The 25,605-nt window shown below is 56.8% G+C and carries 22 protein-coding genes; 7 read left to right on the top strand and 15 right to left on the bottom strand.

The features are described 5' to 3' along the window. Window positions 1-23 precede the first annotated feature (23 nt). From QNM96_RS03760 to QNM96_RS03750, 3 genes are all read right to left on the bottom strand, one after another. Window positions 24-623, bottom strand: coding sequence for an HdeD family acid-resistance protein (locus QNM96_RS03760; RefSeq protein WP_283834670.1), 600 nt, complete (start codon window positions 621-623; stop codon window positions 24-26). A gap of 489 nt (window positions 624-1,112) precedes the next feature. Next, window positions 1,113-2,897 carry an archaeosine synthase subunit alpha gene (gene arcS / locus QNM96_RS03755; RefSeq protein WP_283834669.1) on the bottom strand — a complete coding sequence of 595 codons (1,785 nt, stop codon included), beginning with the start codon at window positions 2,895-2,897 and terminating at the stop codon, window positions 1,113-1,115. A 181-nt stretch (window positions 2,898-3,078) separates the two neighbouring features. Then, the gene (locus QNM96_RS03750) at window positions 3,079-3,207 is read right to left on the bottom strand and encodes a hypothetical protein (protein WP_283834668.1); all 129 of its coding nucleotides are present in this window, start codon (window positions 3,205-3,207) and stop codon (window positions 3,079-3,081) included. Between the two features lie 125 nt (window positions 3,208-3,332). Between QNM96_RS03750 and QNM96_RS03745 the strand changes: the two genes are divergently transcribed. Next, window positions 3,333-5,831: a methyl-accepting chemotaxis protein gene (locus QNM96_RS03745; RefSeq protein ID WP_283834667.1), complete on the top strand. Its 2,499-nt coding sequence runs from the start codon at window positions 3,333-3,335 to the stop codon at window positions 5,829-5,831. A gap of 47 nt (window positions 5,832-5,878) precedes the next feature. On the opposite strand, the gene QNM96_RS03740 is transcribed toward QNM96_RS03745, so the two are convergent. The 4 genes from QNM96_RS03740 to tgtA all read right to left on the bottom strand — a co-directional run bounded on the left by QNM96_RS03740 (window position 5,879) and on the right by tgtA (window position 9,483). After that, window positions 5,879-6,508 carry a helix-turn-helix domain-containing protein gene (locus QNM96_RS03740; RefSeq protein ID WP_283834981.1) on the bottom strand — a complete coding sequence of 210 codons (630 nt, stop codon included), beginning with the start codon at window positions 6,506-6,508 and terminating at the stop codon, window positions 5,879-5,881. Window positions 6,509-6,566: 58 nt separating this feature from the next. After that, window positions 6,567-7,397 (bottom strand): hypothetical protein, encoded by an 831-nt coding sequence (locus QNM96_RS03735; RefSeq protein ID WP_283834666.1) that lies wholly within the window; start codon window positions 7,395-7,397, stop codon window positions 6,567-6,569. Window positions 7,398-7,561: 164 nt separating this feature from the next. Beyond that, the gene (locus QNM96_RS03730; RefSeq protein ID WP_283834665.1) at window positions 7,562-7,924 is read right to left on the bottom strand and encodes an RNA-binding protein; all 363 of its coding nucleotides are present in this window, start codon (window positions 7,922-7,924) and stop codon (window positions 7,562-7,564) included. A gap of 77 nt (window positions 7,925-8,001) precedes the next feature. Further along, window positions 8,002-9,483 carry a tRNA guanosine(15) transglycosylase TgtA gene (gene tgtA / locus QNM96_RS03725; protein WP_283834664.1) on the bottom strand — a complete coding sequence of 494 codons (1,482 nt, stop codon included), beginning with the start codon at window positions 9,481-9,483 and terminating at the stop codon, window positions 8,002-8,004. A gap of 258 nt (window positions 9,484-9,741) precedes the next feature. Here tgtA and QNM96_RS03720 point away from each other — a divergent pair, with 258 nt between their 5' ends. Further along, on the top strand, window positions 9,742-11,046 hold the full coding sequence (locus QNM96_RS03720) for a hypothetical protein (RefSeq protein ID WP_283834663.1): 1,305 nt from the start codon (window positions 9,742-9,744) through the stop codon (window positions 11,044-11,046). Between the two features lie 62 nt (window positions 11,047-11,108). On the opposite strand, the gene QNM96_RS03715 is transcribed toward QNM96_RS03720, so the two are convergent. After that, on the bottom strand, window positions 11,109-11,660 hold the full coding sequence (locus tag QNM96_RS03715) for an NUDIX hydrolase (protein WP_283834662.1): 552 nt from the start codon (window positions 11,658-11,660) through the stop codon (window positions 11,109-11,111). Between the two features lie 179 nt (window positions 11,661-11,839). Between QNM96_RS03715 and QNM96_RS03710 the strand changes: the two genes are divergently transcribed. Continuing rightward, window positions 11,840-12,115, top strand: coding sequence for a PadR family transcriptional regulator (locus tag QNM96_RS03710; RefSeq protein WP_283834661.1), 276 nt, complete (start codon window positions 11,840-11,842; stop codon window positions 12,113-12,115). A 335-nt stretch (window positions 12,116-12,450) separates the two neighbouring features. Here QNM96_RS03710 and QNM96_RS22915 read toward each other — a convergent pair whose 3' ends face one another. Continuing rightward, window positions 12,451-13,587, bottom strand: a complete 1,137-nt coding sequence (locus QNM96_RS22915; RefSeq protein ID WP_345782515.1) for a DUF4397 domain-containing protein — start codon at window positions 13,585-13,587, stop codon at window positions 12,451-12,453. A gap of 221 nt (window positions 13,588-13,808) precedes the next feature. After that, on the bottom strand, window positions 13,809-14,543 hold the full coding sequence (locus QNM96_RS03700; protein WP_283834660.1) for a hypothetical protein: 735 nt from the start codon (window positions 14,541-14,543) through the stop codon (window positions 13,809-13,811). Between the two features lie 1,185 nt (window positions 14,544-15,728). Here QNM96_RS03700 and QNM96_RS03695 point away from each other — a divergent pair. Next, complete coding sequence (locus QNM96_RS03695; RefSeq protein ID WP_283834659.1) at window positions 15,729-16,988, top strand: site-specific integrase; 1,260 nt, start codon at window positions 15,729-15,731, stop codon at window positions 16,986-16,988. Here the strand turns inward: QNM96_RS03695 and QNM96_RS03690 are convergent. Then, window positions 16,912-17,340 carry a hypothetical protein gene (locus QNM96_RS03690; RefSeq protein WP_283834658.1) on the bottom strand — a complete coding sequence of 143 codons (429 nt, stop codon included), beginning with the start codon at window positions 17,338-17,340 and terminating at the stop codon, window positions 16,912-16,914. The two genes, QNM96_RS03695 and QNM96_RS03690, sit on opposite strands and share 77 nt — an antisense overlap. Before the next feature lie 352 nt (window positions 17,341-17,692). Then, window positions 17,693-18,238: a hypothetical protein gene (locus tag QNM96_RS03685; RefSeq protein WP_283834657.1), complete on the bottom strand. Its 546-nt coding sequence runs from the start codon at window positions 18,236-18,238 to the stop codon at window positions 17,693-17,695. A 458-nt stretch (window positions 18,239-18,696) separates the two neighbouring features. On the opposite strand from QNM96_RS03685, the gene QNM96_RS03680 reads away from it, so the two are divergent. The 3 genes from QNM96_RS03680 (at window position 18,697) to QNM96_RS03670 (ending at window position 21,169) form a co-directional block, all read left to right on the top strand. Next, window positions 18,697-19,596, top strand: a complete 900-nt coding sequence (locus QNM96_RS03680; RefSeq protein ID WP_283834656.1) for a restriction endonuclease — start codon at window positions 18,697-18,699, stop codon at window positions 19,594-19,596. Window positions 19,597-19,959: 363 nt separating this feature from the next. Then, window positions 19,960-20,592, top strand: a complete 633-nt coding sequence (locus QNM96_RS03675; RefSeq protein ID WP_283834655.1) for a hypothetical protein — start codon at window positions 19,960-19,962, stop codon at window positions 20,590-20,592. Between the two features lie 223 nt (window positions 20,593-20,815). After that, window positions 20,816-21,169 carry a hypothetical protein gene (locus tag QNM96_RS03670; protein WP_283834654.1) on the top strand — a complete coding sequence of 118 codons (354 nt, stop codon included), beginning with the start codon at window positions 20,816-20,818 and terminating at the stop codon, window positions 21,167-21,169. Between the two features lie 44 nt (window positions 21,170-21,213). On the opposite strand, the gene QNM96_RS03665 is transcribed toward QNM96_RS03670, so the two are convergent. The 3 genes from QNM96_RS03665 to QNM96_RS03655 form a co-directional block, all read right to left on the bottom strand. Beyond that, window positions 21,214-21,471, bottom strand: coding sequence for a hypothetical protein (locus QNM96_RS03665; protein WP_283834653.1), 258 nt, complete (start codon window positions 21,469-21,471; stop codon window positions 21,214-21,216). Window positions 21,472-22,186: 715 nt separating this feature from the next. Next, window positions 22,187-23,239 (bottom strand): hypothetical protein, encoded by a 1,053-nt coding sequence (locus QNM96_RS03660; RefSeq protein ID WP_283834652.1) that lies wholly within the window; start codon window positions 23,237-23,239, stop codon window positions 22,187-22,189. Window positions 23,240-24,365: 1,126 nt separating this feature from the next. Then, window positions 24,366-25,316: a hypothetical protein gene (locus QNM96_RS03655; protein WP_283834651.1), complete on the bottom strand. Its 951-nt coding sequence runs from the start codon at window positions 25,314-25,316 to the stop codon at window positions 24,366-24,368. Between the last annotated feature and the right edge of the window lie 289 nt (window positions 25,317-25,605).

Below are 25,605 nucleotides of genomic sequence, written 5' to 3'. Positions count from 1 at the left end.
TGCAATAGACCTCTCGAGACGGATCACGCCCCGCGAGGTCCGGTTGCGGAGGGTGCCGTCTCCGCGTCGCCTCGACCGGCGAAAGCGACGGCGGCCATCGAGATACCGGTGATGAGGAGGCTCACGCCGACGATCAGGCCGATCGCCCAGGCGGCGTCAGCCGGAAATCCCGTCCAGAGCATGGCCGCTAAGACGAGCGACAGCACGCCGCTCGCGACGATCGTCCTGCGGCCGGGTTCGCCGGCCATCCGGACGCCCATCCACAGTTCGGCGATCCCGTCGACGAACAGGTACGCGACGAGCAAGATCGTCAGGCTCGCGAGCGCGACGACCGGGTTCGCGAGGACGAAGAGACCGGCGGCGAGGCTCACGACGCCGACGACGAGTTGCCACATCGACCCCTTCCACCCTCGAGTCGTGATCGAGTGTGCGCCGTGGACAAGTCCGCTCAGCACGAGCAGTGCACCCAGCGCGACGGTTACCGACAATCCGGTTACGACCGGTAAGGCTATCGCGAGGATGCCGATCAGGCCGATAACACCGCCCGCGATCGCGAGTGTTCGCCAACCATGTTTAAGGGAGTATTCTGGGGTTGATTCGTCTACCGTTGCGGTTGAACTCATTGTGTTACACCAATAGGAGAGACGACTCGAGAGTAGATATACTACATAGATTGTTTGACAGTAGTTCCGAAGGCCGGACTGGTCCGAAACTCTGAGAATGTGTATAATTCACACTTCGGCCGCTAAAACGCGGTTGTTCTCTGATCCTGGTCTGACCCATACGTATAATATCGATCACTATCGCTACCTACGCGTGACAGCCGGGAGCGATAGCATCCCGTTTACCTGCCACGACCGTGAGCACCGCAATTGTTACAGTCGGCAGCACCCCGACCCAACCGCCGTGGGCGGGACTGAAAGGGGCTGGCGGGCTCGAGGCGCGAAACGACACAAGGACCGAAACGAACGAAGTGAGTGAGGACCGCAGCGAGTGCCAGCCCTCGAGCACCCAGGGGCTTTCGGGCTGTTGTCGGTATCCGTTTTGTTTCTCTTATAGCGAGCGTCTATAAGAGGTCGAGAACCGCTCTTCGCGGGTATCGTTTGTCGTCGTTACCGCTCTTCGACGTGGCGGATCTCCGCGCCGATGCCGCGCGTACTCTCGACCATTTCCGTCCCGAACATCTCGGCGCGGCCGACGCCGAAGGCCTTCGGGCCCTCGACGATGACCTCGTCGCCGACGCGGATGTTCTCGTCAGCGTCGACGATTCCCGGCGCGAGCACGCTGCCGTGGGGAACGAAGTTGTCGATCTTGACGCGCTTTACGGGCGCGTCGCTTTCGACCCACTGTTTCGCTCCCTCGAGCGTGAACGAGAGGGTGCCGTACTGGCGGACCATCGTCGCGAGTTGGGTCTCCTCGCTGTCTCGAACCTGGATCTTGGGATAGCGGCTGGTCGTCTGAATGTCAGTGAAGAGCTTGTCGCCGGCCCCGTCGCCGAGCAGGTAGTCGGCGATGGCACGAACCGTGTTGTGTTCGCGCTCGCGTTTGCTGTATTTCAACTCGCCCGAAAGCTCGCTCGAGAGGGCGGCGATCGATTCCTCGTCGGTCGGATGGGCACCTTTCGCGACGGTGTAGGTAACGTTCAGGTCGAGCGATTCTTCGACCCGCTCAACGATGTCTCGGTACCCTTCGTCGGGGACGTGGGCGACGATTCGGGGATACTGGTTGCGCTCGAGGTAGCGCTCGAGCACCGTCGCGACGAACTGTTTTTCGTCTTCGGACCAGCGACCCGTGACGACGCTGTCGTAGTGTTGGGCCGGGTAGGTCGTCTCGAGTTCCTGGGGAACGACGCCGATGGGCGAGGTCATCGACACCTGGTGGGCCCGCCACTGGATCGCGTCGTGGAACTGCCCGTGACTCTGTGACTCGCTGTAGGGCTTTTTCGCCGAACACGGGGTGAGCACGAGCGGGTTCTTGAACCGGTTTCTGTACCGGCTCGTCACGCGGTCGGCGAAGCGCTGGATCTCGACCCGTCGAATCGCGTCGGACGTCGAGGCGTCGAGGTCGGCCTCTCGAAGGATCGGCGTCCGCTCCTCGAGGTAGCTCCACTGGTCGTCGAGTTCGCGCATCGCCGCGGTGAGCCACTGATCGTGTCGGGCCTGCCCTTCGATGTAATCCCGTAGCCGCCCGTCTCGAACCCGCTGGCGGACGATCGATAGCTCGGCCTCGAGCGCGGCGACGTTGTGTTCGACGCAGTCCTCGCGGTCGAAGGCCTCGGGATCGGTCTCCTCGCTCAGCGGGCTGGGTAGCTCCTCGAGATCCTCGAGGAAGTACTCGGCCTCGCTCGTGAGGTACTTGCCCTGAGTCCCTTTGATGATCGCCCTCGAGGCGTCGAAGGCGTCGACGCCCGCGTAGGCCAGCAGGGCGACGTTCCGAGGCGTCGCGACGCCCGAGAAGATCAAGGCGGTGTCGGCCGGAATCGCCTCGCGAACGCTGACGACGGCCTCGACCAACGCCGCACCGTGGCCGATCGCCGACCGAGCGTCGGAGACGATGTACGCGTCGGCACCCGTCTCGGGATCGTCCGGCTCCGGAATACCGTGGAATTCGGCGCTTTCGCTCGAGACGACGGCGGCGCTCGGAAACTCGACGTCCGGATACTCGACGGCGAACGATTGCTGGACTTCCTCGTCGGTCCCGCCCGGAAATCCGCGGTGGGGGAGCACGGTGAGGGCGGACTCGTCGCCCTTGGGAAGCTCCCGTTCGGCCGCCCAGAGCGAACCGGCGTCGGAGAGGACGTCGTCGACGAGTCCGGGGGTCCGAACGGACTCGGAGAGTCGAAGTTCCCCGAGGCGCGCGGCCCCGTCGCGCGCGTGAATCTCGAAGTAGTCAGTCATAGTCGAACTGGTGTCGGAGCGCGAAAGAGACTGTCGATACCGGCCGCATCGATTCGTCCCGCTCGAGCGGTGCCGTTTTCATCCGCTACTCGGGCTCTCACTTATCCTGGCCGAGCAGGAGATACAACACGACACTCAGCGGCGGAGCGAGTATGACCGCGAGCGCCCACAGCGCGGGCAACTATGTGCTGTTTTTCTTCGCGTCCGCGTACACCCAGACGATCGCCGATCCGACGAGCAAGAGCAGGAGTATTCCAAACGGGGGCGCGAGATCCGGTGGCGGTGCCTCGAGCAGGACGGATGCAAACATGTTTGACAGATATAGTTTCCAATATTAAGTAAGATCTCTCTCGCTGTGAGCAATGGCAGCGGTGCCGAAACCGAAACGGCCGGAAGCTTCTTGCTGCTACTGTTTGGATTGTGACATCATACAAAATGCTGCCATCAGTCGAGCAAGTCGTCCCGGAGCGGGTACAGCGGAGTTACCTCGCGAAGTTCGGTGTCGTACTCAGTATCGTCCTATTAGTTACGTTCGTCGCCGCCGTTTTTTTCTACGTCGATATTTCGAGTGCGCTCACCGACGACGCACAACAGAATATGGAACTCACCGCGGAGGACGAAGCCGAGGAACTCTCACATTGGGTCGAAGACCACCAGCAGACAACCCGTCTCCTCGCTTCCCACGAGACGTTCGCCGGTGACGACGAGGCGGAAATCGAGGCGTTACTCCACGAAGAACTGGACGAACTTCCCGAGACGACACAAGATATCCATTACTTCGAGTCCGGACTCGGTACGACCAACGCCGTCATCGAACAGAGCACCAACGACGACGTGACCGGAACGGACGTTCGTCAGTTGCTCGGCAGTGCGAACGTCCACGTCGAGGAAGACGGCGAAATCGAAGAACGCGGCGTCCGCGACCTCGAGGCGGACTTCGACCCGACGTATACGGATACGTACCACCACGACGACGAGTACAGGCTCGGATTTCTCGCCCCGATCTACGCTGATGGAGAGGCTGACGGGATGATCATGATTAGTGTTAGCGTTGAGGAACGCGCCTCGATGTTCCACAACCCGATCGAGGGGAGCGACACGCAGGTACTCGACGGCGGGGACGGAACGGTGCTATTTGATTCGGCGGGAACCGACGACCTCATGGGCTTCTACCGATCCGATGAAACGGAATCGATCATCGAGGACGAAGACGACGAGGTTGGCGTCGCGGAGTACGATGACACGGACGAACTCGTCTCCTGGGCGTCCGTCGACGGCACCGACTGGGTGCTGGCGTCTCACGCCCCACAGGGAAGCGCCTACGCGCTCGCCGACAACGTCGGCAACTCGCTGCTCTTCCTCGTCGGGATTTCGCTTCTCGGGTTCATCGCCATCGGCCTCCTCCTCGGTCGGCCGACGGCCCGCGCACTCGACGACCTCGCCGACGACGCACGCGCACTCTCGGAGGGCGACCTCGAGGTCGAAATCGAGTCCACGGACCGATCCGACGAACTGGGGCGAGTCCAGAATGGATTCGCCGACACCACGGACTACCTGCGGACGGTCGCCGATCAAGCGGATGCGATCGCTGGACAGGAGTTCGACGATCCAGCCCTTGAGGAGGACGTTCCCGGCACACTCGGCAAATCGCTCGATACCATGCAACGGGACCTCGAGGAGTTCGTCGCCGAGATCGAGCGCTCGCAAGTCGAGGCACAGGAGGCTCGCGACGAAGCACAAGCGGCACAAAAGGAGGCGGAGGACCTCGCACGGCGACTCGAGCAACAGGCCGAACGCGTCAGCGAGGCGATGGCAGCGGCCGCGGACGGCGACCTCACCGAGGAACTCGACGAGGACCTCGACAACGACGCGATGCGGGAGATCGCCCACGCGTTCAACGAGATGCTCGACGAGTTAGAGGAGACGATCCTCACGATACAGCGCCTCGGCACCGAGGTCGACGAGGTTAGCGCCGACGTCGCCTCTCGGGTCGACGAGATCGAACGGGCGACTCACGACGTCAGCAAATCGGCCGAACAGATCTCCGCGGGAACGGACCGTCAGGAGACCAAGTTCCAGAACGTCCTCTCGGAGATGAACGATCTTTCGGCGACCGTCGAGGAGGTCGCCTCGACATCCGAGACCGTCGCGAACGTCTCCGGAGAGACCGCCGACCGCGCCGAGGACGCGAGCGAAGCGACGGACGAGATCCTGACCGAGATGGACCGCCTGGAGCGCCGAACCGAAACGATTGCCGAAGAGATCGGTTCGCTGGACGAAGAGATGGGCCGAATTAGCGAAATCGTCGATCTGATCGACGAGATCGCGGATCAAACGAACATGCTCGCGCTAAATGCGTCGATCGAGGCCGCTCGAGCCGGCGAGGCGGGCAAGCGGTTCGAAGTCGTCGCCGACGAGGTCAAGGAACTCGCCGAGGAAACCGCCGAGGCGACCCAGCAGGCGGATTCGCTGATCGGCGAGGTACAGGAGAGCACCGACGAGACTGTCGGGAGCGTCCGCGAAATGCGCGATCAAGTCGACAGCAGCGTCGACTCCGTCGAGGACGGGATGGAGGCCCTCGAGGACATCACGACGCAGGTCGAGGAAGTGAACGACGGCGTCCACGGGATCAATCAGGCGACGGACGAGCAAGCCAGAGCCAGCCAGGAAGTCGTCTCGATGGTCGAGGAAGCGACCGACGTGAGCGAGGAGACGAACGCCGAAGCCAACAGTGTCGCCGCGGCATCGGAAGAACAGACGGCTTCGGTCTCGGAAATCGCCTCCGGAGCGCGCTCGCTCGCCGAGTCGGCCCAGGCGTTGAACGGGTCCCTCGAGGCGTTCGACGTAAGTGAGGGTCGCGAGCGCGATGAGAAAGCTAACCGAGAGGACACGGGCGAGACGCTCGAGTACGACGACGCTACCGCCTCAGAGTAGCGCTTTACGGCCGCGCTGCGACCGCGATGGTTTTTCCGATCGTTTCGTCAATCTGGGCGGCTAACGAACGATTTGACGATCCGCGCTTCGCCCCGGCGAAGGATGTTACTCGCCGTCGATTTATCGATCTCGAGCGAGTCGGCAAGCTCCGAAAGCGTACACTCTCGTGGAATCTCGAAGTACCCATCCCGAATCGCAGTCTCGAGGACTTCTCGCTGGCGGTCGGTTAGCAACTCGTCCGTCTCCTGTGCCCCGACGAGCGAACGGAGTTCGTAGGACAGCGGTGAGCTCTCGAGTACCTCCTGAAATCGATCCAGCTCTTCGCGCGTACCCGTCAGATCGAATTCGTACCAACCGTTTTGGACGGTAATCGGGAACTCGATCGTTTGTGCGGACTGTTCGACGAAGTCGTACAGAGCGGTATCTGTCGTCTCGTATTTCGCGAGCACGCGTCTGTCGTCCGACTCGAGCAGTTCGTAGGCCGCTATCGACGGATGATCGGCCATTTCGGCGGCCACGTCGTTCGGGTGGTCCGTGACCGTCTCGCCGAGTTCCAGTGCCGAGTCCTCAACCCGGTATCCGGACAGCAGTCTGAACGTAGCCTGTGGAAACGCTCTGGAAAGCTGGGTGATCCAGATGTCCGGCGGGAGTTGTATTTCGAACGTGGCGCTAATCATTCCTCTCGTCTCGGGCGTGACTACGTCCATCGAGGGGAAATACCGAACGCTCTCGCCGTCACGAAACCAGCGGCGTAACTGCGAGCAGGAACGCCGCGAGCAAGAGTCCCGCGTAGACGTACCCGACGGCCCAGACGAGCCGCCGAGGATTATCGATCCGACCTTGCTGTTGGGCGACAGTTGACAGGTACCCGACCAGCGGGAGCACTTGCAGTGCGTGGAGCCCAACGAAGTGTGTTACCCGAAAGTCTCCGACGAGCGTCCAGCCTACCACCGGGAGTGTGTATCCGCTACCCACGGTGTTCGTATTCAACGCACCCATCACCCCGCCTTCGAATGCACCGACGACGAACAACCCGCCGCCGAGCGTGATTCCCAGCGCGAAGGCCGGGTGCACGTCGAATCCGTTTCGAGCCGCCCGGACGAACAGCCAGGCGATCAACAACGTGACTCCGACGATTACCAGCCCCATCGTCTGATAGACGACCGCGTCGAACGCTGTCGCGGAGTTAAAATGCGATTCGGTACCACGAAGGGCTTGACCGGAAATCGCAACGATTTCGATACAGAGCCCGATCGCGACGCTCCACGAAACCAGCCGGAGGAATCGCCCGGGGACCGATAGGTGAGGTGTGAGCCAGGCGAGGGTCCCGGTAAACAACCCGATCGAAGCGGCGAACTTCGCGGGCTTGAGCCAGACGGGCTCCCCGCCAACGGTTCTGTAGTCTACTCCGAGCCCGACGAGAAAAATCAGTAGCAAACCAACGTGGGCCGCCGCGGTCCAGAATAGAACCGGATTTCTCCGCCGGAGCTCCTGCGGGAGCACCGCTACGTCGTGGACAGACCACCGGCGTCCGGCGTCAACTGTCGAAGCGTCTCTATCGTCCATGGGTAATCGATGGCACCAAGTATCAAATATGTCATTCCAACATGTTGGTGTCGTCCATCGGCAGTCGCCCGAGGAAGGCACCAAAATGAACCGACCGCCGAACCTCCTCGCCAGCGCCTCCGATAGTACCCTACTGAATGCGGTGAGAAAGCCGTCCAAAAGCGCTACGCTCGACCGAGATACGCTCCCGTCGCCGACGTGTGTCCGCGGTTAAACGAGAGAATTTTGATCTCGATTACGTCTGCGACCTCGGCGTCCGAAGGCACGTCTTCGACGAAAACGACGAAGCCTTCGACCTTGGTCACCGCCTGACGCTCGCCCGAATGGTGGACCGTGAACTCCTCGATCCCGACCGTTCGCTCGTCGCCGACATCGACCGGCGGCTCTCGGTTCTGGGCCTCCCGGTGGCTCTTCGCGGATTGTCGCCGGTCGCTCGAGGATCCCCCGCCTCGGAACCGCCTGATCAGCCACGATCCGAAGAGGACGATCACGATGGCACCGAGGGCGAGCGACGCTGCTCCGATCATATCTGTACAAAGTATCCCCGCGCCTCTTTGCTGTTCTGGTGACGCGTCGTCGGATGGGCGGCGAAATCGCGCTTGCACTAACGGTGTTCTTTCGTCAGGTCGATCGTCTCGACCGAGTCGGGAACGCCCTCGAGCACCGCCGCGGGCCAGCCGAGGTGACCCAGTCCGAACTCGGTGCCGGGGTTTTCTTCGACCAGTCGGGCGACGCCCTCGGCGGCGGCCTCGAGCGCCCCGTCGTCGATCCGGTCGGGAACCTCGGCGGTGAGCGGATAGCTCTTCGAGAGCGCCCGCGGGAACGGCCCGAAGGGGGGTTTGACTCGCCAGGCGTCCTCGTACGTCTCTGGTCCGTCGGAGTCGCCTTCCGTGAGAAAGAGGGTGTCGGGAACCGAGAGCCGCTCGAGTCGCTCCCGGTGGCGGAGCACTTCGGGACGGCGAGCGCTCTCGTGGGAGGTATAGAAGAACGCGCCTTTGGAAACGGGATCGGCCGCCTCAAGCTGGTCGGCGTGATCGAGCAGCGTTCGGTAGCCGTCGAGCATCGTCGGGTGGGCGCGAGCGCGTTCTTCGACGAGCTCGAGGAGGTTTCCCGCCCGAATGGCCTGTTTGATGCGTCGAATCTCACCGAAGGTGACGTGGAGGTTGTGGGCGGCCAGGGTCTTCTCTCGTTCCTTGTTCGAAAGCGAGCGAACCTCCTCGGGCGAGTGCTCGATACAGACGGGACACGAACACGGGAAGTACTCGATATCCTCGAGGTGTTGGGTACCACGAACCGTAAGATAGCGGTCATCGCGGGCGTAGAGGGCGTAGGCCGCGGAGTCGAACAGGTCACAGCCCATCGCGACCGCGAGGGCGAACATCATGGGGTGGCCCGCGCCGAAGAGATGAACCGGCGCGTCGGCACCGAGCCCGCGTTTTGCGGCGGCGACGACGTCTATCATGTCGTCATACCGGTAATCGTTCATCAGCGGGACGACCGCGCCGACCGGGAAGACGTCGAGGTCGGTCGCGTCGGCGTGCCGACTGGCCTCCTCGCGGAGGTCAGGATAGGTCGATCCCTGGACGGGCGCGTTGATCAGCATCTCGCCGACGTCGACGCCCTCGGCGATCTCGAGTCGGTCTTTGGTCGTCTCGAGTTCGTCTCTTGCCTGTTCTCGAGAAACGTCCGGCGGCGTGGGGATATCGACCGGCGTTCCGATGTCCGAGCCGATGTCGGCCTGAAACTGGAGGATCTCCTCGGTGGTGACCGTGATTTCGCCGTACTCCGAGAGCTGAAAGGAGCCCGAATCGGTCATGATCGCGCCGGGGAAATCGAGGACTTCGTGGAGCCCCTCCGAGAGGGCCCGTTCACGAACGTCGTCGGTGTTGTAGATAATGTAGGAGTTGGTGATAAGGATCTCCGCGCCGAACTCGTCGGCGAGTCGGCGAGGGGAGATCGTGTCCAGATTCGGATTGATCACCGGAAGGAGCGCCGGCGTTTCGACGGTGACGCCGGCACGTGGCACGGTGAGTTCGCCGATCCGTCCTCCGGCGTCTGTGTCTTGGAGTTCGAAGCACTCTCGCATCTACCGTGTGTTTGCGAGCGAAGCGGTAAACGTTCCGTTCCATCGACCGCGATCGACGCGAATGGCGAGTGCAAGGATAACGGTCATTCGCCGCGAACGATATCCCGATTCCCTCGAGTAGGGCGGGGGTGGCTCACGAGAAGACGATAGTGAATCGGCCATTAGTGACCGTTTCGGGTTTTCTAACAGTGGTTTCTCCGAGATAATGGTGTAACAGTCACCTCGTTTTAGCCCGGATAGCGGCGTAGCATCGGGGGCATGGTTTCACGACCGCAGAAAATCGGTGTTGTATTCGTCGCCCTGTTAGTCGCCCTCTCGGGGGGTCCAGCCCTCGCCGGTGCGACAACGGCCGCCGACGACACCGGAGACACGAGCGCAACGCTAGAAAACGTACAGGTGGGCACACTCGACCTCGACAACGTTACCGTCGAGGACGCAACAATTGATGAGCTAAACGTCGAGAACCTCGATATCGAAGACGAGGCGGAACTCGGTGAGGAACTCGACGATAACGGCGCCGCTGAGGACAACGAGACTGATGAGAACGAAACTGAGGAGAACGGTGCCGCTGATGAGAACGGCGTTGAGGAGGACGCTGACGTCGTAACCATCTCCGACATCGAAATCGAGTCACTCGAGCTCGAAGATGTCTCGTTCGACGACCTCGAACTCGACGAAGACGAGATGGATGATGAGGAGATGAACGATGACGAGAACGCCACCGACGAAGACGAGATGGATGACGAGGAGATGAACGATGACGAGAACGCCACCGATGAAGACGAGATGGATGACGAGGAGATGAACGATGACGAGAACGCCGCCCAGCAAGACCTCATCGACGAGGACGCTGACGAGCTAACCGTTCAGCAACTTACCATCGAAACGATGGATGTCGAGCAGATGACCATCGACGAACTCACCGTCGAAGACGATGATGGCATCGTCGACCAGATCGGCGACTGGGTCGGTGGCATCTTCGACGATGAGAACGATGAAGCCGCTGAGGACAACGAGACCGAGGACAACGGTGCCGCTGAGGATAACGAGACCGAGGACAACGGTGCCGCTGAGGACAACGAGACCGAGGACAACGGTGCCGCTGAGGACGAAGACGGCCAGACCGAAGAACTCGACGAACTCACCATCGAACAGTTCGACGTCGACGACATCACTATTGAATCGATGACCGTCGAGTCACTCGAGAGTGACGACGAGGCGGACGATCCCGCAGCTGACGAAGAGGACAACGAGACTGAGGACAACGGTGCCGTCGACGACAACGACGCCGCTGAGGACAACGGTAACACCCAGACCGTCACGCAAGCCTCCGCATCAGCGATCACGATCGGTGATGCGACGGCACAGACGCTCACCCTCGGAGACACGACCGACCTCGAGGAAGAAGTAGAGGAGGAAGACGCTGAGAACGACGAGATGGATGACAACGAAACGACTGACGACGAAGCAAACGGCGTTGACGACGAGGACGACCCCGCCGATGACGAGAACGGTGCCGCCGATGAGAACGACGAGCAGCCCTCGGTCGTTGCACTAACCTGATCAGGGCAACGATAGCGACGAGGTTGCTTTAGCACGTTCGACCGCACACTATTTTTTGGCGCTCACTCGTTTCCGAAGAGTCGATAGTACGAGAGTGCGAGAACCGTCCGGCCGTCACGGATCGTTCCGTCGGCGACGGCTTCGGTAAGCTCCTTGAGCGTCGTCGTCGCGACTCGGATGCTCTCGTCGTGATCGAGTTGCTGGTCGGCCGTCGGCCGACAGCCTCGTGCGACGAAGAAGTGAACGACCGTGTCGGCGAATCCGTTGGCAGGCTCGACCGTTACGAGCGACTCGAGGGAGTCCGCTTCGTAGCCGGTCTCCTCGCGAAGTTCTCGTCGAGCGGCTGCCTCGAGGTCGACGTCGTCGGATTCGGTGCCGCCGACGGGGAGCCCACGGTTGACTCTGGAAACCGCCTGTCTCCACTCCTCGATGCAGACGACGTCTCCATCGGGGGTCAGCGGAAGGATGCACACGCTGGGCGGCTCGGTGAGGTAATCGAAATCGGTTTCGGTCCCATCGGGAAGCTGAACGGTCTCGTTAACGATATCGAAGCCCGGACAGGAGTAGGCTACCGTGCTGTCGGTCGTCTCCCACGCGAGCGAATCCTCGTCCATGCCGGCCGATACGCCGGTCGCCCGCAAAAATACAGCGACAGTGGCTCCGATCGAGCCATCGAAGCAAAACCGTAGCGAGTAATCACTGCACCTCGAGACGAACGAAACCGCTTCGGAGAACGTACACGCTCTATAACAAAGCCATAGATCGATGAAGGTCGTTACTCAGAGGGTGATCCATGGACCAGCTAACAGGATTCCAACGCGACTTGTTGTACGTTATTGCAGGAATGGACCGTCCGTCCGGTCAGCAGATTCTGGACGATATTAACAGGTACATCGACCAACCAGTTACGCACGGTCGACTGTATCCGAACCTCGATACGCTCGTCGAGTTCGAACTCGTCGAGAAAGGAGAGATCGACCGGCGGACGAACTACTACGCGTTGACCCCAAAGGGTCGACGCATTCTCGAACAACGACAGGAGTGGATACAACGGTACGTCGACGCCTGATCGGTCGTGTGCCGACGCTTTCTTCACTCCTTCCTCCTCGAATCGGTAGCTACCAACGCCCCTCGAGTGGCGTTTCAGGCTGTTCGGATGGTAGAATAGTCCAGCATAACAGTCCTCGAGCGTCGACTCGTTGTCGTGTCCGTACTGCTCGGGTCATTCGGGTGCGATGAGGACAGAATGGACTGAATTGGTTGGTTTATCCGGACGGATGAGGATAGAATGGACGACTGGTCAAACAGTATTAGGAGACGAAGACGCTCTCCGTTCTCGACTACGGAAGCTGATTCCATCGCAGTGACCAAAAGGAGGAATCTTCTGTGAGGCCAGCCTCTGCGTCAGTAGTCCGTCTCGTTACCGGCGGGTCCGTTGCCGTTTGCCGACTCGTTGTCACCGTCGTACTCGTTGTCGGGTTCAGTCACCTCGTCCGGACCTGCATCGTCTTCTGGAGCGGCCTCGGCGTCAGGTTCGTCCTGGTACTCCTCAGCATCGTCGTCTGCCGCTTCGGGGGCTTCGTCCTCGGGCTCGGGTTCGGCAGGGTCCGTCGGGTCGTCGTCTTCGACTAACGCCATCGGACCGTCTTCGGTAAGGGCGACGTCGAACGCTTCCTCGTTCGCTTCCGGCTCGAGGTAGCCGATCGCGTAGGCGGTGTACGCGCCGCCTTGCTCGAGGGTCACGTCGACGCTGGCAACTGCCTCTCCGGCCTCGTCGGGGCCGTTTGCAACCTGGTCGTTCTCGTAGTTGTCTTCTGTGCCATCCTCGTCGTCCATCACCTTGTCGTGATCGCCGTCTCCGTTTTGGTCCACGTCGTGTTCTGTCTCGTCGGCTCCATCGCCATCGTACTCGGGAGCCTCGCCACCCGCGTCCGGCTCCTCGGCTCCGTTCGCAGCGGGGAGCACGTCGAGGCTGTAACTGCCGGCGGGAAGCGCGACGTAGTTCGTCGCCATGCCGAACGAGACGTTTTCGAACAGGTCCATCGAACCGTCGTTACCGACCACGTCGACCGCAGGCGCGTCCGGGGACGCATGTGCGAGCCGAATCAACGCGGATCCGGCGTCGGTCAGGATCAGCGGGCTGAACGTGTCGGCCTCGAGCTCGCCGATCGCCGCGACCGTATAGAACGCCTGCCCGAAGTGAACGTCGTCCTCGAAGACGACGGCTTCCGCGTCGCCCGCCGCGGTGATCGTCACCGCCGCTGTTCCGGGCTCGATCTCGAGATACGGCGTCACGTCGTTGTAGCCGACCGACTCGAGAACCTGTTCACCATCGAGGTAGATATCGACCGCCGGCGCGTCCGGCGAGAAGTGAGCGACTCGAACCGCCGAGACTCCGTCGGGAACCTCATCGTCGCCGGTCTCGTCGTCCGGCGCTCGCTCGTCGTCTTCGTGTTCGCCGACCGCCAGTGCCGATCCAGTAAGCGCCGCTCCCGCTCCCAGTGCGCCAATCGCCGATAGCGTTGCGCGTCGTGTTGTCATCATTAGACACTGTACGGTGGGTGCGAGATCGCCAAAAGGGAGATAGTCAGTTACCCTGATTGTCGAATACTTTCCTCGCTGAACTGTTCGTAGGCAGAGACTGTCAATTATCGGGCCCGATGTAAGGGGTGCGTGAAACCGAGAAATCATCACCTACACGTGACAAACGGCGACTCGAGCCACAGTCGCCGCGATCGGGACCGCCCGTGTTTGGATCGCGTTTACCGCCCGTCGGTACCCAGTGACACTTCCGAGAGATCGGATTCCAGGGCGGCCACCTCGTCGTTGAACGAGTCGACGAACGCCCCCACGTCGTCGGCGAGCCGCCGGAGTTCGGATGCGGCGGGCGGGCCGTACTGCGAGACGAGATAGGTTCCGTCGGAGCCGCCGACGCGAAGGTACGACACCTCGTTGCCGTCCCACTTGAGCTCCCAGCGGGTCCCCGATATCGTCGTCGAGTAGGTTCCGTACTCGCCTTCATAGCGGTGTAACTGCCCGGCCATCTGGGTCGCGGCGTCGTGAATCCGCCGGACGATCCGGTCGCGTTCTGCGACGAGATCTGCCGCCGATTCGATCGCCGGGAACTCCTCGGGAACGTCCTCGAGCACGTCGTCGAACGACGCGACGTACTCGTTGTACGCGTCGATGAACGCCCCGTAGTCTTCCATCGCCACCTCGAGCGCCTCGGGATCGGCCGGCTGTTTGGTCGAGACGACGTACGTTTCGTCGCCGGAGTTTGGCTTGTGTCGGAGATACTGGATGTCGCCGCCCTCGTATTTTACCGTCCACGTCGCGGCTTCCGTGTCGAACGTCTCCTGACCGTAGTCGCCGCCCTGCAACAGGGCGAGTTCGCGGGCGATCTGGCCCGCGTGTGATCGTACTCGAGCGGTCACGTCGTCCCGCCGCTGTGTGACCGCTTCGGTTTCGGCAACGTCGCGCTCTAGCCCATCAGTCATTCGTTCGACTCGAGGGTCCCGATGCCGGTAACGGTTGCGCTCGGCCGCAACGCTCTCTCGAACCGGGGAATTTCCTTCCCGGATTTCGTGTTGTGTGGGCCGGCTGTGGCCGTTCACTCGAGCAGTCGCTCTCGACTGATCACCTTGCGAAATGTTGGCACAAATATTGCCAACACAAGGAACGTTTTACCAGTTTTGTCTAATAAGTAAATGGCCCTGTCGCTGGGAGTATTAGCACCCACTTCCATCTCTCAGGGTTGTCAGAGGCACGAGTCTCCGTCACGGGACGACGGGGATTCGACGTTGCAGATGTCTGATAGCTACCTGCGACACACGGGCGGATCACAACGGGCGGGGTCAAGCGCGACTGTGGTTCGCGTTCACCGATTGGGTGAACGCATCGGTCTCGCTCGTACGATTCGTTCGAGAGAATGTGATTGGTGAATCTGTGAGCGGCTGCTCGAGAACTCGTTTCGAACTGTCGGTCGGTTCGTGTTCGGGTGCGGTGAATGATACTCTCACAGGATAGTTCAAATCATTGATGAGAAACGTTCATAACACCAGAATTGACAAACGTGTGTCTGCCTTCCAGTCCAGCAATCCGAGGATATGAGACGATAGCCAGTGTTTCCATTATTGTCGGTGCATTCGGTGTAGCATGACCGAAGACGCGGGAATTGGTGCAGTTCTCGCTATTATCACTGCACTGCTTGTCCTTTTTTCAGAATGGTCCTGGCTCTCGAACACATGGCATACGATTCCTGAACGCTCAGTGGCGTTTACAGAGTTACCGCCGTCGCCTTCCGCAAGATCACTGTTGTCCTCCTGAAGTCCTGCCCCGCTTGGATCAATTTCTCCTCCCTCGAGGACGGATCGCTCCGCTCACGGCTTCGCCGTTCGCAGTACCGCGGCCTCCCGTCACGTATCGCTCGTTGTCGTGAGGTGCGGGAAAAGTGGGCCGGCGCAGATGTCGAACACGGGAAGACGTTCCGGGTCGCTCCCTTCGGTCGCTTTCCGGGCGTGCGACTTCCCTGCTCGAATCTGCTTGGAAACCATTCTCCGCAACGCAGATCGTTCGCTATCGCTCACAGGTTTGCGTTGCGGGAGAAGTGGGCCGGCGCAGATTCGAACTGCTTGAAGTCTGACACATGCTCGCTCGCGCTGCGCGTGTGCCAGCCTTCTTTGATGACACTCAGCCTGACGGCCTCGCGTCATTGCGCTTACGGCCTATCGGTTCTCACTCGCTACGCTCGTTCCGCTTCCGACTCCACGAAGGAATCGAGCCGTCGCTGGCTGGCCCGCAATCAAGCCAACCCTACACCCAGTCAATATCACGTTAGCCGACCAACCGACCGGCTCCACGCCGCCATCGCCTCAACGGGAACCTACTGCAATTCCTCTGGAGCAACCCCAATAAGGCAATCCATGACGAACCCAGACGAACTCGAACCACTCGAACCAGACGAAGCCGTCGAGATGTACAAACAGCAGCGCAGGAGCGAAGTCGCCGAAGCCACCCTACAATCGCATGGCTACCGACTCAAACACTTCATCAAATGGTGCAAGAACGAAGAAATCGGGAACTTGAACGACGTCGGTGGACGCGACATCCACCGCTTCAGGCTCTGGCGCTCAGAGCAAGTCAACCAGACCACACTAAAGTCACAGATGGATACACTGCGCGTGTTCATCAGATTCTGTGAGAATATCGACGGCGTGCGTGACGGCCTCTCTGAAAGCATCGACTCACCTGCTGTCGATCGCAAACCTGTTCGTGAGAAAGACGTCGTACGGGAGGAGAAAGCGAACGACATTCTCGCCCACCATGACAAATTCAGTTACGCAGGAATTCATCATGCTATCGCGCGCCTGATCTGGGAGACCGGAATGCGCGCTGGAGCTGCTCGGAGTATCGACCTTGATCACCTCCATCTCCGTGAAGAATTCCTTGAGTTACACCATCGGCCCGAACAGGATACGCCGTTGAAAAACAAGGAGAAAGGAGAACGATCAGTCGCAATCTCAACGCGCACCGTCAACATCCTCCGAGACTATATTGGTGAACACCGGCACGATGTAACCGACGACCACGACCGAAAACCACTGTTCACCACTAAGCATGGACGGATCACAAAAAATACGTTCCAAACCTACGTCTACAGACTATCAAGACCGTGCATGTACGGTAAAGACTGCCCGCACGACCGCGACCCAGACCACTGCGAAGCTGTCCAAGGACGCATGACCGCCAGCAAGTGCCCAGACAGCGTCGGCCCACACGCGTTCCGCAGAGGCGCCATCACCCACTTCTTGTCGATGGACACTCCTGCTGAAGTCGTCAGCGACCGACTCGACGTCTCAAAGGACGTCATCGACGAACACTACGACTCTCGCTCGGAACGCGAGAAAATGGAGCTTCGACGGCGCTACCTCGACAACATCTAACCCTACTCTTCGTCTCTTCGTAGCACACTTCCACGGTGTGCTCGCCCATGACCTTGATCTCATCAACGAATTCAACCTCGTCCCACCAGAACTCCTTCATCTCTTCCCACACCTCATCAACAGCCGCGTCAAGCTCTTCAGAGCCCTCGAGTTCCTCTGCGCGATCGTACATAATAGTCGGATAGCGATCTATCTCAAACACCGTCGTTTTTGCGTCGCTTCGAGTCGGCCACGTCTCCCCATCGATATGTCTGATAAAGTCCTTCGGGCTAATGCTGAATTCTAGGTGTTCGGTTGGAGTCTTCACCCGCGCCTGTTGATGTCCGTCCCAGTTCTCAAATGCGACCCGCATGGGATCACCTGGAAATTGATTGTGCTCGTGCGCCTTTTTATTCCTTCACGCGATGAGATTGTAAGTGAATCGAGAGCGGCAGCGTCTTCTGTAGTCATATTCTGAATGTTGAAGCGACCTACTATACACTTGTTCATAACAGTAGATAGTAGCACAATTTCTTTATTTAGAGACTCAATGAAACTCGCGGTAAGTACAGTGCAAGTAGTTACCGAAGCGGCTATCGATCTATCCGAACTATGCCAAGAGCAGCCTGCTGAATATAGAGTATGAGGTGACCACTGACACATAGCTCATAGTAAACATTATGAATTCCTATAAACAAGCCATAATGTTAAGGAACGGTGCCGTCTTACAAGTCCAAATCCGATACCAATCTTAGGTCTCCCCCGTAGCCAATTTCGCCAGGCATGCGCGGCGTATATATCACACTCTGTTCATATTTAAATCTCCCCACTTCGAGGGCTCGACTTGCAGCCAATTTCAGCGCACCTAAAACTGAGATGGTAAAAATCCACCCCTGCATTCCATATTCTGGAACGAATTGAGTTAACCCTTCAACTATCAATTTGACGTTCTCCGGTACGCCCGCCACACTCACCGTTCCTGAAATTGTAACAAAATAATCATACAGCGGTTTCAATGTCTCATACCAATCTTCATGAATCAATAACGCGGCAAGCTCACTGCTATTCGTCTCTTTGAAATGTAATGGAAATATCTTCTTTCGGTCTAGCACTTCTGAGTATGTATTTTTGCAATCCTCATTATCATCTGCGTCTTCCTTTGATGAGAAAGGATTCTTCACGTAGCTTCGTGTAGGAAATGGAAATATCTTTTCCGCAGCAATTTTTTCTTTGTCCTTAATCTGATCAGGTATTTCCTCTTCCTCCACCATGTGAATCGATATGGTGTTCTTTCTAATACGATTTACGCCGCTCACAGTCAATCTGATAACCGTTCCCTAGAATATTGAGCTAATTAAATTTACTCAATTTGAGAACGGGACTGATAACTGATATGCGCTCTGTATTCATCACGACTCTTCGAACAGATACGCTGGTTGGTAGGAACCCCAGCGGTCAATAAGCATACGTAGTTGACGTTCAGTACAGGTGAAGCACGTATCGTTCAGTATAGGGCAAGACATTACTGGAACGATCATCTCCCTCTCTGATAGCCACCATAGGTGAATACAGAGCATATGCCAATCACACGCCAACCTCGTGACTATGTCGATTCTGGCATTTACCATAGCTGCAAAACGGAATTTGCTCGGTGGACAAAGACCAACCAATTGTAATAATTGATTTGTAGAGTATCAAGTATTATCAGCCGGGGTTGCAAGTGCTTAGTATGACTCCAAACGCCAACGACGAGACTGTCGAATGGGACGACGTCGACAGTGAAATTTACGAAAGAATTGTGGCTGGATTAGAAGATGGTGAGGGCGTCGATCGAGTGGAGACAAGATACGATCTGCCGTTGAATCACGGGGGTTCTAAAGAAGTAGATGTGGCAGTATGGACGAACGCAACTCATCACAGTGTATTCATCGTTATTGAGTGTAAATTCTGGAGCTATCGTGTTGATCAATCCGTGATCGCGGAAACCATGAATAATGTAGCGAACTCAACTGCAAACATTGGTGTGGTTGTATCGAAGAGCGGGTTTCAGTCAGGCGCAATCGAGCAAGCGCTTGGGGCAGGAATTGAGTTATACGAACTCAGGCGCATCGAAGACGAAGACTTGGAAGGAAGGATTCAAACGGTCAATAACTCGGTCACGATGAACGGCGATCCACTAACGGTTCAAGACATTAGAGTGCTACCTGTCGACGATTCACTCCCGGAAGCTGATATCGAAGAAGACCTCAAGTGGATTCGAGGGACGCCAGAAAATGAACTTAGAGTGTACACGCCTGATCGAGAACCGACCAGTAAAACCTTCCAGACACTCGTAAGCAACCTTCCTCGAGACGAACCTGGAACACACACCGAAACGTTTGAAGACACACTACTTAAACTGGACACAAATTACTACACACTTGAATACATCGAATACCTTATCGAAGAAAGACCTAACAGCTCCACTCATAAATCGAGTATAGACATCAACGACCTATACGACCTCGTACGAATTAACACAATCCAGGACTCCACAAGTGAAACAACTCCCGATAATGACCCAGTCGAGTTTGTGAACTTAAACGAAGCCATCACCGCATTCACTGCCCACCACTCCCCCAGCGAGTAACACCAGCCAATCAATCCACGTACTCTAACCGCACCCTCACTCAACCCCCCCCCTAATGCGCCATCTCTCTGGGTATCCCACGCACACCACTCCCCATCATGGTCAGCGCTACCCCTCATTCGAGGCGCGGTCGGGAATTCGATTTCCAGGCCATCGGGGAATCTCGAGGTGGTCGAATTTTAGAAGTTTGCTGAATGCACTCTCTAAATTTAGCGCGCCATTCTTATCAGCTGTTGAGAGTTACAACAGAACCGACGAAACGTGAGTACTGTTCTTTCATAGGTCACAACAGCAAGTGGTGCACAAAATTCACCAGAGATCACATGGGATTCATTAGGTGTTACTCATCATATCCCATGTGAGATGGCATTCATTGGAGAGCTAAGAGAGAAATGGGACTCTGGCAAACTCCCAGTAAATAATGAGAAAGTAGTGAGTTTCGTATTGGCCTGTTTCCTGAAACAACAAAGAGATCAACATTCCCAGTATGCCTTCGAAGTTGAAAAGATCAATAATATTGGGAACTCGAACCATTCTGCTCGCTTCTCACCTGATGTTGATGTTTGGGAGCAAGTACAAGGATGTCCGATGTCGGTTAATGCCTATGAGGTGAAAGGTTACTCTGGTGACTCATCCAATCAAAAATCGAAGATATACAGTGGCATCGGCCAAGCTTTAACGCTTTTGACCCAGCCTTACAATCACGATCCTGTATTCGAGCATGTATATTTGGCTATACCAAAGCAGTCACTAGATCGAAATTGGGCTACTGCGGTGCTCCGCGCGATTTCAAAAACACCGGTAGGCTGTATCGCGATTGGTTTAGAGGGGTATGAAACAGTAGTTGAAGCTGACCGGAATCCATTCTATACAGATAATCCACGGCAGACGCCAGAAATGGTCACTGCTATGGTTAGTGACCCAAAGACTGTGCATAGACCAGGGTCAGGAATGTATAAAAGGGCTAGACAACTTCAAGACGAATTTAACTTCTGACAAATACGCTTACACGTACAAAACCACCTTTCAAAAATAGCACTGTCCGTTTGCCTCGAATCTCACGAATCTCGGCCTGATTGAGCATCCGAAGATGGATGAACACTACTTTTTGACTGAGGATGGGTGGGGCAGCTCGGCGGCGAGACACCGTTCGACACAGAAGAGACCTGGTCTTCAGTTTTATACTAGCGGCTTGAGCAGTCGCTCATAGAGGCCCTTGATGCAACTGCTCAACACGCTTCGGAATGGTATCAACACTAAATCCAACCGGCCAACTAAGACGATCTCTCCCAGCGATGCATACTCGCTCCTTCAAAATGAGCGGCGACGTCTCATCATTGAATTCCTCGCAACCATGGGCGGTACTGAAACAGATGCAGCTACGATCGCTGATCACCTCGCTGAACTTGGCGATGACAGAAATTCGTCCTACATCAGCTGTATTCAGCAGCACCTTCCACGGATGGCTAAGTCAGGTGTGATCGAGTTTACGGAGTCGAAGGAAGTGACGGTCTGCCCAGAGCTGCAAGCGGTGTGGGAAGCACATCAGGTCGTCGAGAAGAGTCTCGAGTAATACTCGGTACCTTCAGACGACGGTCGGGAGTTGCGCTACGGTGTTCAGTTGGTAAGATCTTCTCGTAATGCTCGAACTTCCTCCAGCACGTCCTGAATCGAAGCTGTCTCGGTACCTTCGCATACTGCTTCGCGCAGTTCGTCGGTCAACGCTGGTTCGTGTTCCTCGATGATTGCTAAGTCTTCTTCGAGGTTGCCGATTCGGTTTCTGACTCTCGTTTTGACTTCGGGTCGGCGTGGGTTGTTGGGTTCGTTGGGGATGATTTCGCGATCTCGTTCTGTTAGTATTCCTCTGTCTCGCATGGTTATTGGTAAGAGTCACGTGTATTTAATTCCTTTGTCCATGGGACAAGTTATTGTCGCAGGCGCCAAACCCTTTTATGTATCTGATGTATACTAATATTTGCAAGATGAATCAGACAGAAACCGAAGACGCATGGAATACCCTCCGCAGAACACTCGAAACGTGCGAAATTGTCACTACTGACAACCTAACCAGCGATCACATCAACGACTGGGCCGCACGTACAGTGCTGCACCAAGCAACCGACATGGGATCAGTCAAAATGCGACGTGACAGCCACGGTCTCTACGTAAAGAAGGTGTTTTTGTAATGATGAAATCTGACAGTCTCCAAGGAATCTCTCCGCAAGAGTTCGCAGACGATGTACAGTGTCCAAACTGCGAGTCCAGCAACATGACTAACCGCGGTCAGTCCTGCAACGACTGTGAATGGTCTTTTCCAAAACTGTCCACCACCCGTATCACGGGCGATCACGCGCCAGTGGAGAAATGTGTCTTCTGTGATACAACCATGCAAATCGGTGACCAATGCCGGGACTGCCTCATCTCGCGCGGCCTCGGTACAGGCGAAGAAGACGTCAGTTGACACCGTTCTGTCCAAGCCAAAACAATCAACCCTATTACTAACGCCTTAGCACCATCACTAAACGCTCATCCTGACCAATAAATTACCATAGCACCGATAATTCCTCCACAGCAGAAAATAGTAACCTCGTCACGTCCTCGGCAAATCGAACAGAGTCGGGTCGTACTGCGTCTTGAGCATATCATACATGTCTTGATAGGACAGGACATCAGTAACCGGCGTGTGAGGCACCTCAGACCATTTCACGTTCTCCGGTTCGAATGTCGCGCTCTTGAGTCGTTGGTTAGTATTGTGTAACACACCCTCACCGGTCAACAGAGGCAACTCTTCCGGTACGGTGTCAATATCGAGCCAATCCCGTGCCAAAATCACGTTCAGGCACCGATTAGCGATATTTCGCGTCGGTGAGATCCAGAACTTCCTCGAACAGTCAACGTGGCCAAGCTTGGTGAAGTCCTCAAGCACCTCGCTTTCCCGATTCAATCCGGTCTCAACCTCTACAACAGCGAATATCTCCATCTGTGACGTCTCGGGATTATTCTTGCGCACGACTACGTCGATAGTATGCTCTTCAATCAGATGTTCAACGTAGTACTCGACAGTCACCCTATCGCCTGTGTGATGCTCCACCGACCTCTTCAGATACTCGCTGACTAACCGACAGCCCAGACTGTGCGTTACAGACTCGCCCAGGTCACCGATATCCGGCCCTTGAACGCGCACATCAATACAGTCCAACGCGTTGCTACTGAGGCAGTAGAACGGCTTGTAGATCAGACGCTGTCGCTCCTGCCCATCGATGCTTGGATAGTAAATTAAATCAGCCTCAAACAGCGCATCAGTATCTGCATCAAAGTAGTCCCGAATTACTCCGTGACCCTGCATGAGGGTTTGTAGGAACCCGGTTTCGTTCTGATATTCGCCATCCACCTCGCGTGTGATAGGAGTTATCCGGCTGCTTTGATTCCGGAGACTCGCCATCGCTTCGACGAACTGCCAGTCGTCTTCGTCGATACCGAAGCAATGGCTGTACCAGCGCTTGAGGCGTTTCTGTGCCTGCTGATACTGTTCGGCTTGTACGTCTTGGAGGATGCTTTGTCGCGTCCAGTCAGTTTTGCAGTCGTCGTGCTCGAAGAGAGTGGTATGTTTCGACACCCTATCGTTGGCTTTGAGTTTGCTCATGGATTGGCCATATGTATACACTCAACACCATGGTGAATAAAAGTCTGTTGTATACCTTCCGAACAATCAAGAGCGAATACATGACATACCTAGTATGTTTTTACACGCAATTTGATAGCAGCTTACACGTTTTCTTTCGGCCATTCCCGAGATGCCAAATATCCTTATTTCTTACACATAATGTGTACGGAAGAGACCGGGTAAAACAGCCCTGAAACCTTCAAATTCGCATCTTCCGCTATCTGAAGATATACCCCTATAATGAAAAAGCTAAACGAGACCCTCAAAATGGAGACCCAAACCCAAAACATCAGACAGCAGACACACTTAGAGAACGGACGAACACACCAAGGACACCCACAACAGCAGAGCCAAAGCGTGGTAGTAAACGCAGCCCTGGCCGCTCTCACAATCGACCCTCCAACCAATACCAACTCCTTGGTACTGTCCAGCACTCGTCACCCAAGAGGCGCCCCCAACAGAAAATGATAGCAACACGCGTCCGCAATCTCCGAAGAAACTGCCTCAAAGTCTTGAAAGTACCCGCTTATTGCTCAGATGGGCAATATCAACTAACGAATGGCCGATAATCTATACGATTCTTTCAACCCTCACCACAATCCGACAAGTCCACTGATCCTGTGACCTAGCAAACATTCGCTCAGTATGGCCAAGGGACAGTACCCGACCATCGTCCGAGGCAGATACTCCGACAGTCGAGATCGCCACTGACACCCCCGTCATATCTCTCACAGGAATCGGTGACGTAACAGCCAAAGCCCTCGTATCCACCCAAAGATCAACACGGTTGGCGACCTCCGCGAGACCCCCCGAAGCCATCCTCGAAGCCACCGACCCCTTACCGCGAAACCATCCGATAACAAGCCGACATCCCCACCGCAATGCCCGACTCACCGGCTAGTGCCACCGAGAACGTCACGCCCAATATCGACCTACTCGATCCCATCCCGCACGACCTCTACCTCCCACCACGACACGTCGGCCACCACCCTGCCAGCAACCCGACTGCGGCCTCCCCAGCGGCCCAGGAATACGCTAGACGTACTGCATCGGTCACGCCACCCTGACGCCACTGTAACCGTCGCACTAGCCGGCTATTGCGACTCTACCAATCCTCGACCCAATACTTGTGGTCGGCCCAATTCTCTCGCACCGCCGACCGCCAAGCCTCGAGACTGATGTCCTTCTGATCAGCGAAATGGATCAGATACGAGAGATAAATCACGCCAGCTGTCTGTGATCCATACGTCTCGATGTAATCAATTGTCCGACTGACCAACTCTCTCAACTTGCTATCACGAGTGCCGACATCACTGAAGAACACATCCTTCTCCACCACCGGCGAGTCCTCATCCCCATCGTCCCATCCTTCTGACGCGTGAGGGAAGCATGAACGCAAATCCGGGTACTTCTCAGTGACTTTCGATTTATTCCGTTTCGCAGCGTCTTTCTTTGCCTCAATAACCCGATCATAGATCTGGTTCGGCTTGAAATTAGGATCAGCCGACGGATGCGGATACCAGACATCGAGATCCTCACCGTACTCATATTTGTATCGTCGAACAGATGAATCGTGTACGTCGAGAACGTCGATAGCATCATCAAGTAACTCTTCAGGAATACTGTCTAGGTTCACTAACTCACGATTCAAGAACCCACGCACAGCCGCCACACGCGGCTCCGCGCGAGGCGCCACGTCCTCGCCCCAATCTCTCTCGGCAGGATCAAGCTCCACGTCGTGATCGACCGACAGTTCGTCCGGGTGATTCTCCGTGTCGACACTCAATCCTGTGCCAGACTCGGACTCATTCTCCGTGTCCGACTCGACAGTGTCAGTCGTGCTCGCCGTCTCTGCGTCGCCCAGCAACGCATCGCACAGTCTATCAAGTTTCTCCGTCTGGCGCTGATTAATCGATACTAAATCATCGCGATCGTCATAGGCTTGCACCATCTTCTCCAGCATCTCACGTTTTGTGCAGTTGTTCTGCTCGGCATGCTTCCCGATGATCTCGTCGACATCAGTCGATAACCGCCGACGGGCCGTATCTTGGGACATACAATTCGATTCTATCGACCCAGCGGGGACTAATAAGAGATTGGATATACCCAACCCCATCCAACCGGGATCGTTCCATGGGACATCACCAGTCAGTTCCAATCCCGGGATGGGGCTTCTTATATAAATAAACGGGACAGGGAACCAAACTGATGATGAAGAAAATCTCGACTAAAAGGTAGGAAAGGGGGTCAGGGAGTATTCAGGATGCGAACAGATACAGCACCGCACGCGCTAAAACTAGATCTGGGAGAGCACAACCAGAGACAGCCACGTAAGGCAGCCTTCG

The sequence above is a fragment of the Halostagnicola sp. A-GB9-2 genome, assembly GCF_030068615.1.
Taxonomy (GTDB): Archaea; Halobacteriota; Halobacteria; order Halobacteriales; family Natrialbaceae; genus Halostagnicola.
Note: the sequence above shows the minus strand (reverse complement) of the source record. Positions and strands in the feature narration are given on the sequence as shown.

Excerpts from the sequence above, each read along its gene's own strand:
- QNM96_RS03760 (WP_283834670.1), bottom strand. The coding sequence starts at position 623 with ATGAGTTCAACCGCAACGGTAGACGAATCAACCCCAGAATACTCCCTT.
- arcS (WP_283834669.1), bottom strand. The coding sequence starts at position 2,897 with ATGACTGACTACTTCGAGATTCACGCGCGCGACGGGGCCGCGCGCCTC.
- QNM96_RS03750 (WP_283834668.1), bottom strand. The coding sequence starts at position 3,207 with ATGTTTGCATCCGTCCTGCTCGAGGCACCGCCACCGGATCTCGCGCCC.
- QNM96_RS03745 (WP_283834667.1), top strand. The coding sequence starts at position 3,333 with ATGCTGCCATCAGTCGAGCAAGTCGTCCCGGAGCGGGTACAGCGGAGT.
- QNM96_RS03740 (WP_283834981.1), bottom strand. The coding sequence starts at position 6,508 with ATGATTAGCGCCACGTTCGAAATACAACTCCCGCCGGACATCTGGATC.
- QNM96_RS03735 (WP_283834666.1), bottom strand. The coding sequence starts at position 7,397 with ATGGACGATAGAGACGCTTCGACAGTTGACGCCGGACGCCGGTGGTCT.
- QNM96_RS03730 (WP_283834665.1), bottom strand. The coding sequence starts at position 7,924 with ATGATCGGAGCAGCGTCGCTCGCCCTCGGTGCCATCGTGATCGTCCTC.
- tgtA (WP_283834664.1), bottom strand. The coding sequence starts at position 9,483 with ATGCGAGAGTGCTTCGAACTCCAAGACACAGACGCCGGAGGACGGATC.
- QNM96_RS03720 (WP_283834663.1), top strand. The coding sequence starts at position 9,742 with ATGGTTTCACGACCGCAGAAAATCGGTGTTGTATTCGTCGCCCTGTTA.
- QNM96_RS03715 (WP_283834662.1), bottom strand. The coding sequence starts at position 11,660 with ATGGACGAGGATTCGCTCGCGTGGGAGACGACCGACAGCACGGTAGCC.
- QNM96_RS03710 (WP_283834661.1), top strand. The coding sequence starts at position 11,840 with ATGGACCAGCTAACAGGATTCCAACGCGACTTGTTGTACGTTATTGCA.
- QNM96_RS22915 (WP_345782515.1), bottom strand. The coding sequence starts at position 13,587 with ATGACAACACGACGCGCAACGCTATCGGCGATTGGCGCACTGGGAGCG.
- QNM96_RS03700 (WP_283834660.1), bottom strand. The coding sequence starts at position 14,543 with ATGACTGATGGGCTAGAGCGCGACGTTGCCGAAACCGAAGCGGTCACA.
- QNM96_RS03695 (WP_283834659.1), top strand. The coding sequence starts at position 15,729 with ATGACACTCAGCCTGACGGCCTCGCGTCATTGCGCTTACGGCCTATCG.
- QNM96_RS03690 (WP_283834658.1), bottom strand. The coding sequence starts at position 17,340 with ATGCGGGTCGCATTTGAGAACTGGGACGGACATCAACAGGCGCGGGTG.
- QNM96_RS03685 (WP_283834657.1), bottom strand. The coding sequence starts at position 18,238 with ATGGTGGAGGAAGAGGAAATACCTGATCAGATTAAGGACAAAGAAAAA.
- QNM96_RS03680 (WP_283834656.1), top strand. The coding sequence starts at position 18,697 with ATGACTCCAAACGCCAACGACGAGACTGTCGAATGGGACGACGTCGAC.
- QNM96_RS03675 (WP_283834655.1), top strand. The coding sequence starts at position 19,960 with ATGGCATTCATTGGAGAGCTAAGAGAGAAATGGGACTCTGGCAAACTC.
- QNM96_RS03670 (WP_283834654.1), top strand. The coding sequence starts at position 20,816 with ATGCAACTGCTCAACACGCTTCGGAATGGTATCAACACTAAATCCAAC.
- QNM96_RS03665 (WP_283834653.1), bottom strand. The coding sequence starts at position 21,471 with ATGCGAGACAGAGGAATACTAACAGAACGAGATCGCGAAATCATCCCC.
- QNM96_RS03660 (WP_283834652.1), bottom strand. The coding sequence starts at position 23,239 with ATGAGCAAACTCAAAGCCAACGATAGGGTGTCGAAACATACCACTCTC.
- QNM96_RS03655 (WP_283834651.1), bottom strand. The coding sequence starts at position 25,316 with ATGTCCCAAGATACGGCCCGTCGGCGGTTATCGACTGATGTCGACGAG.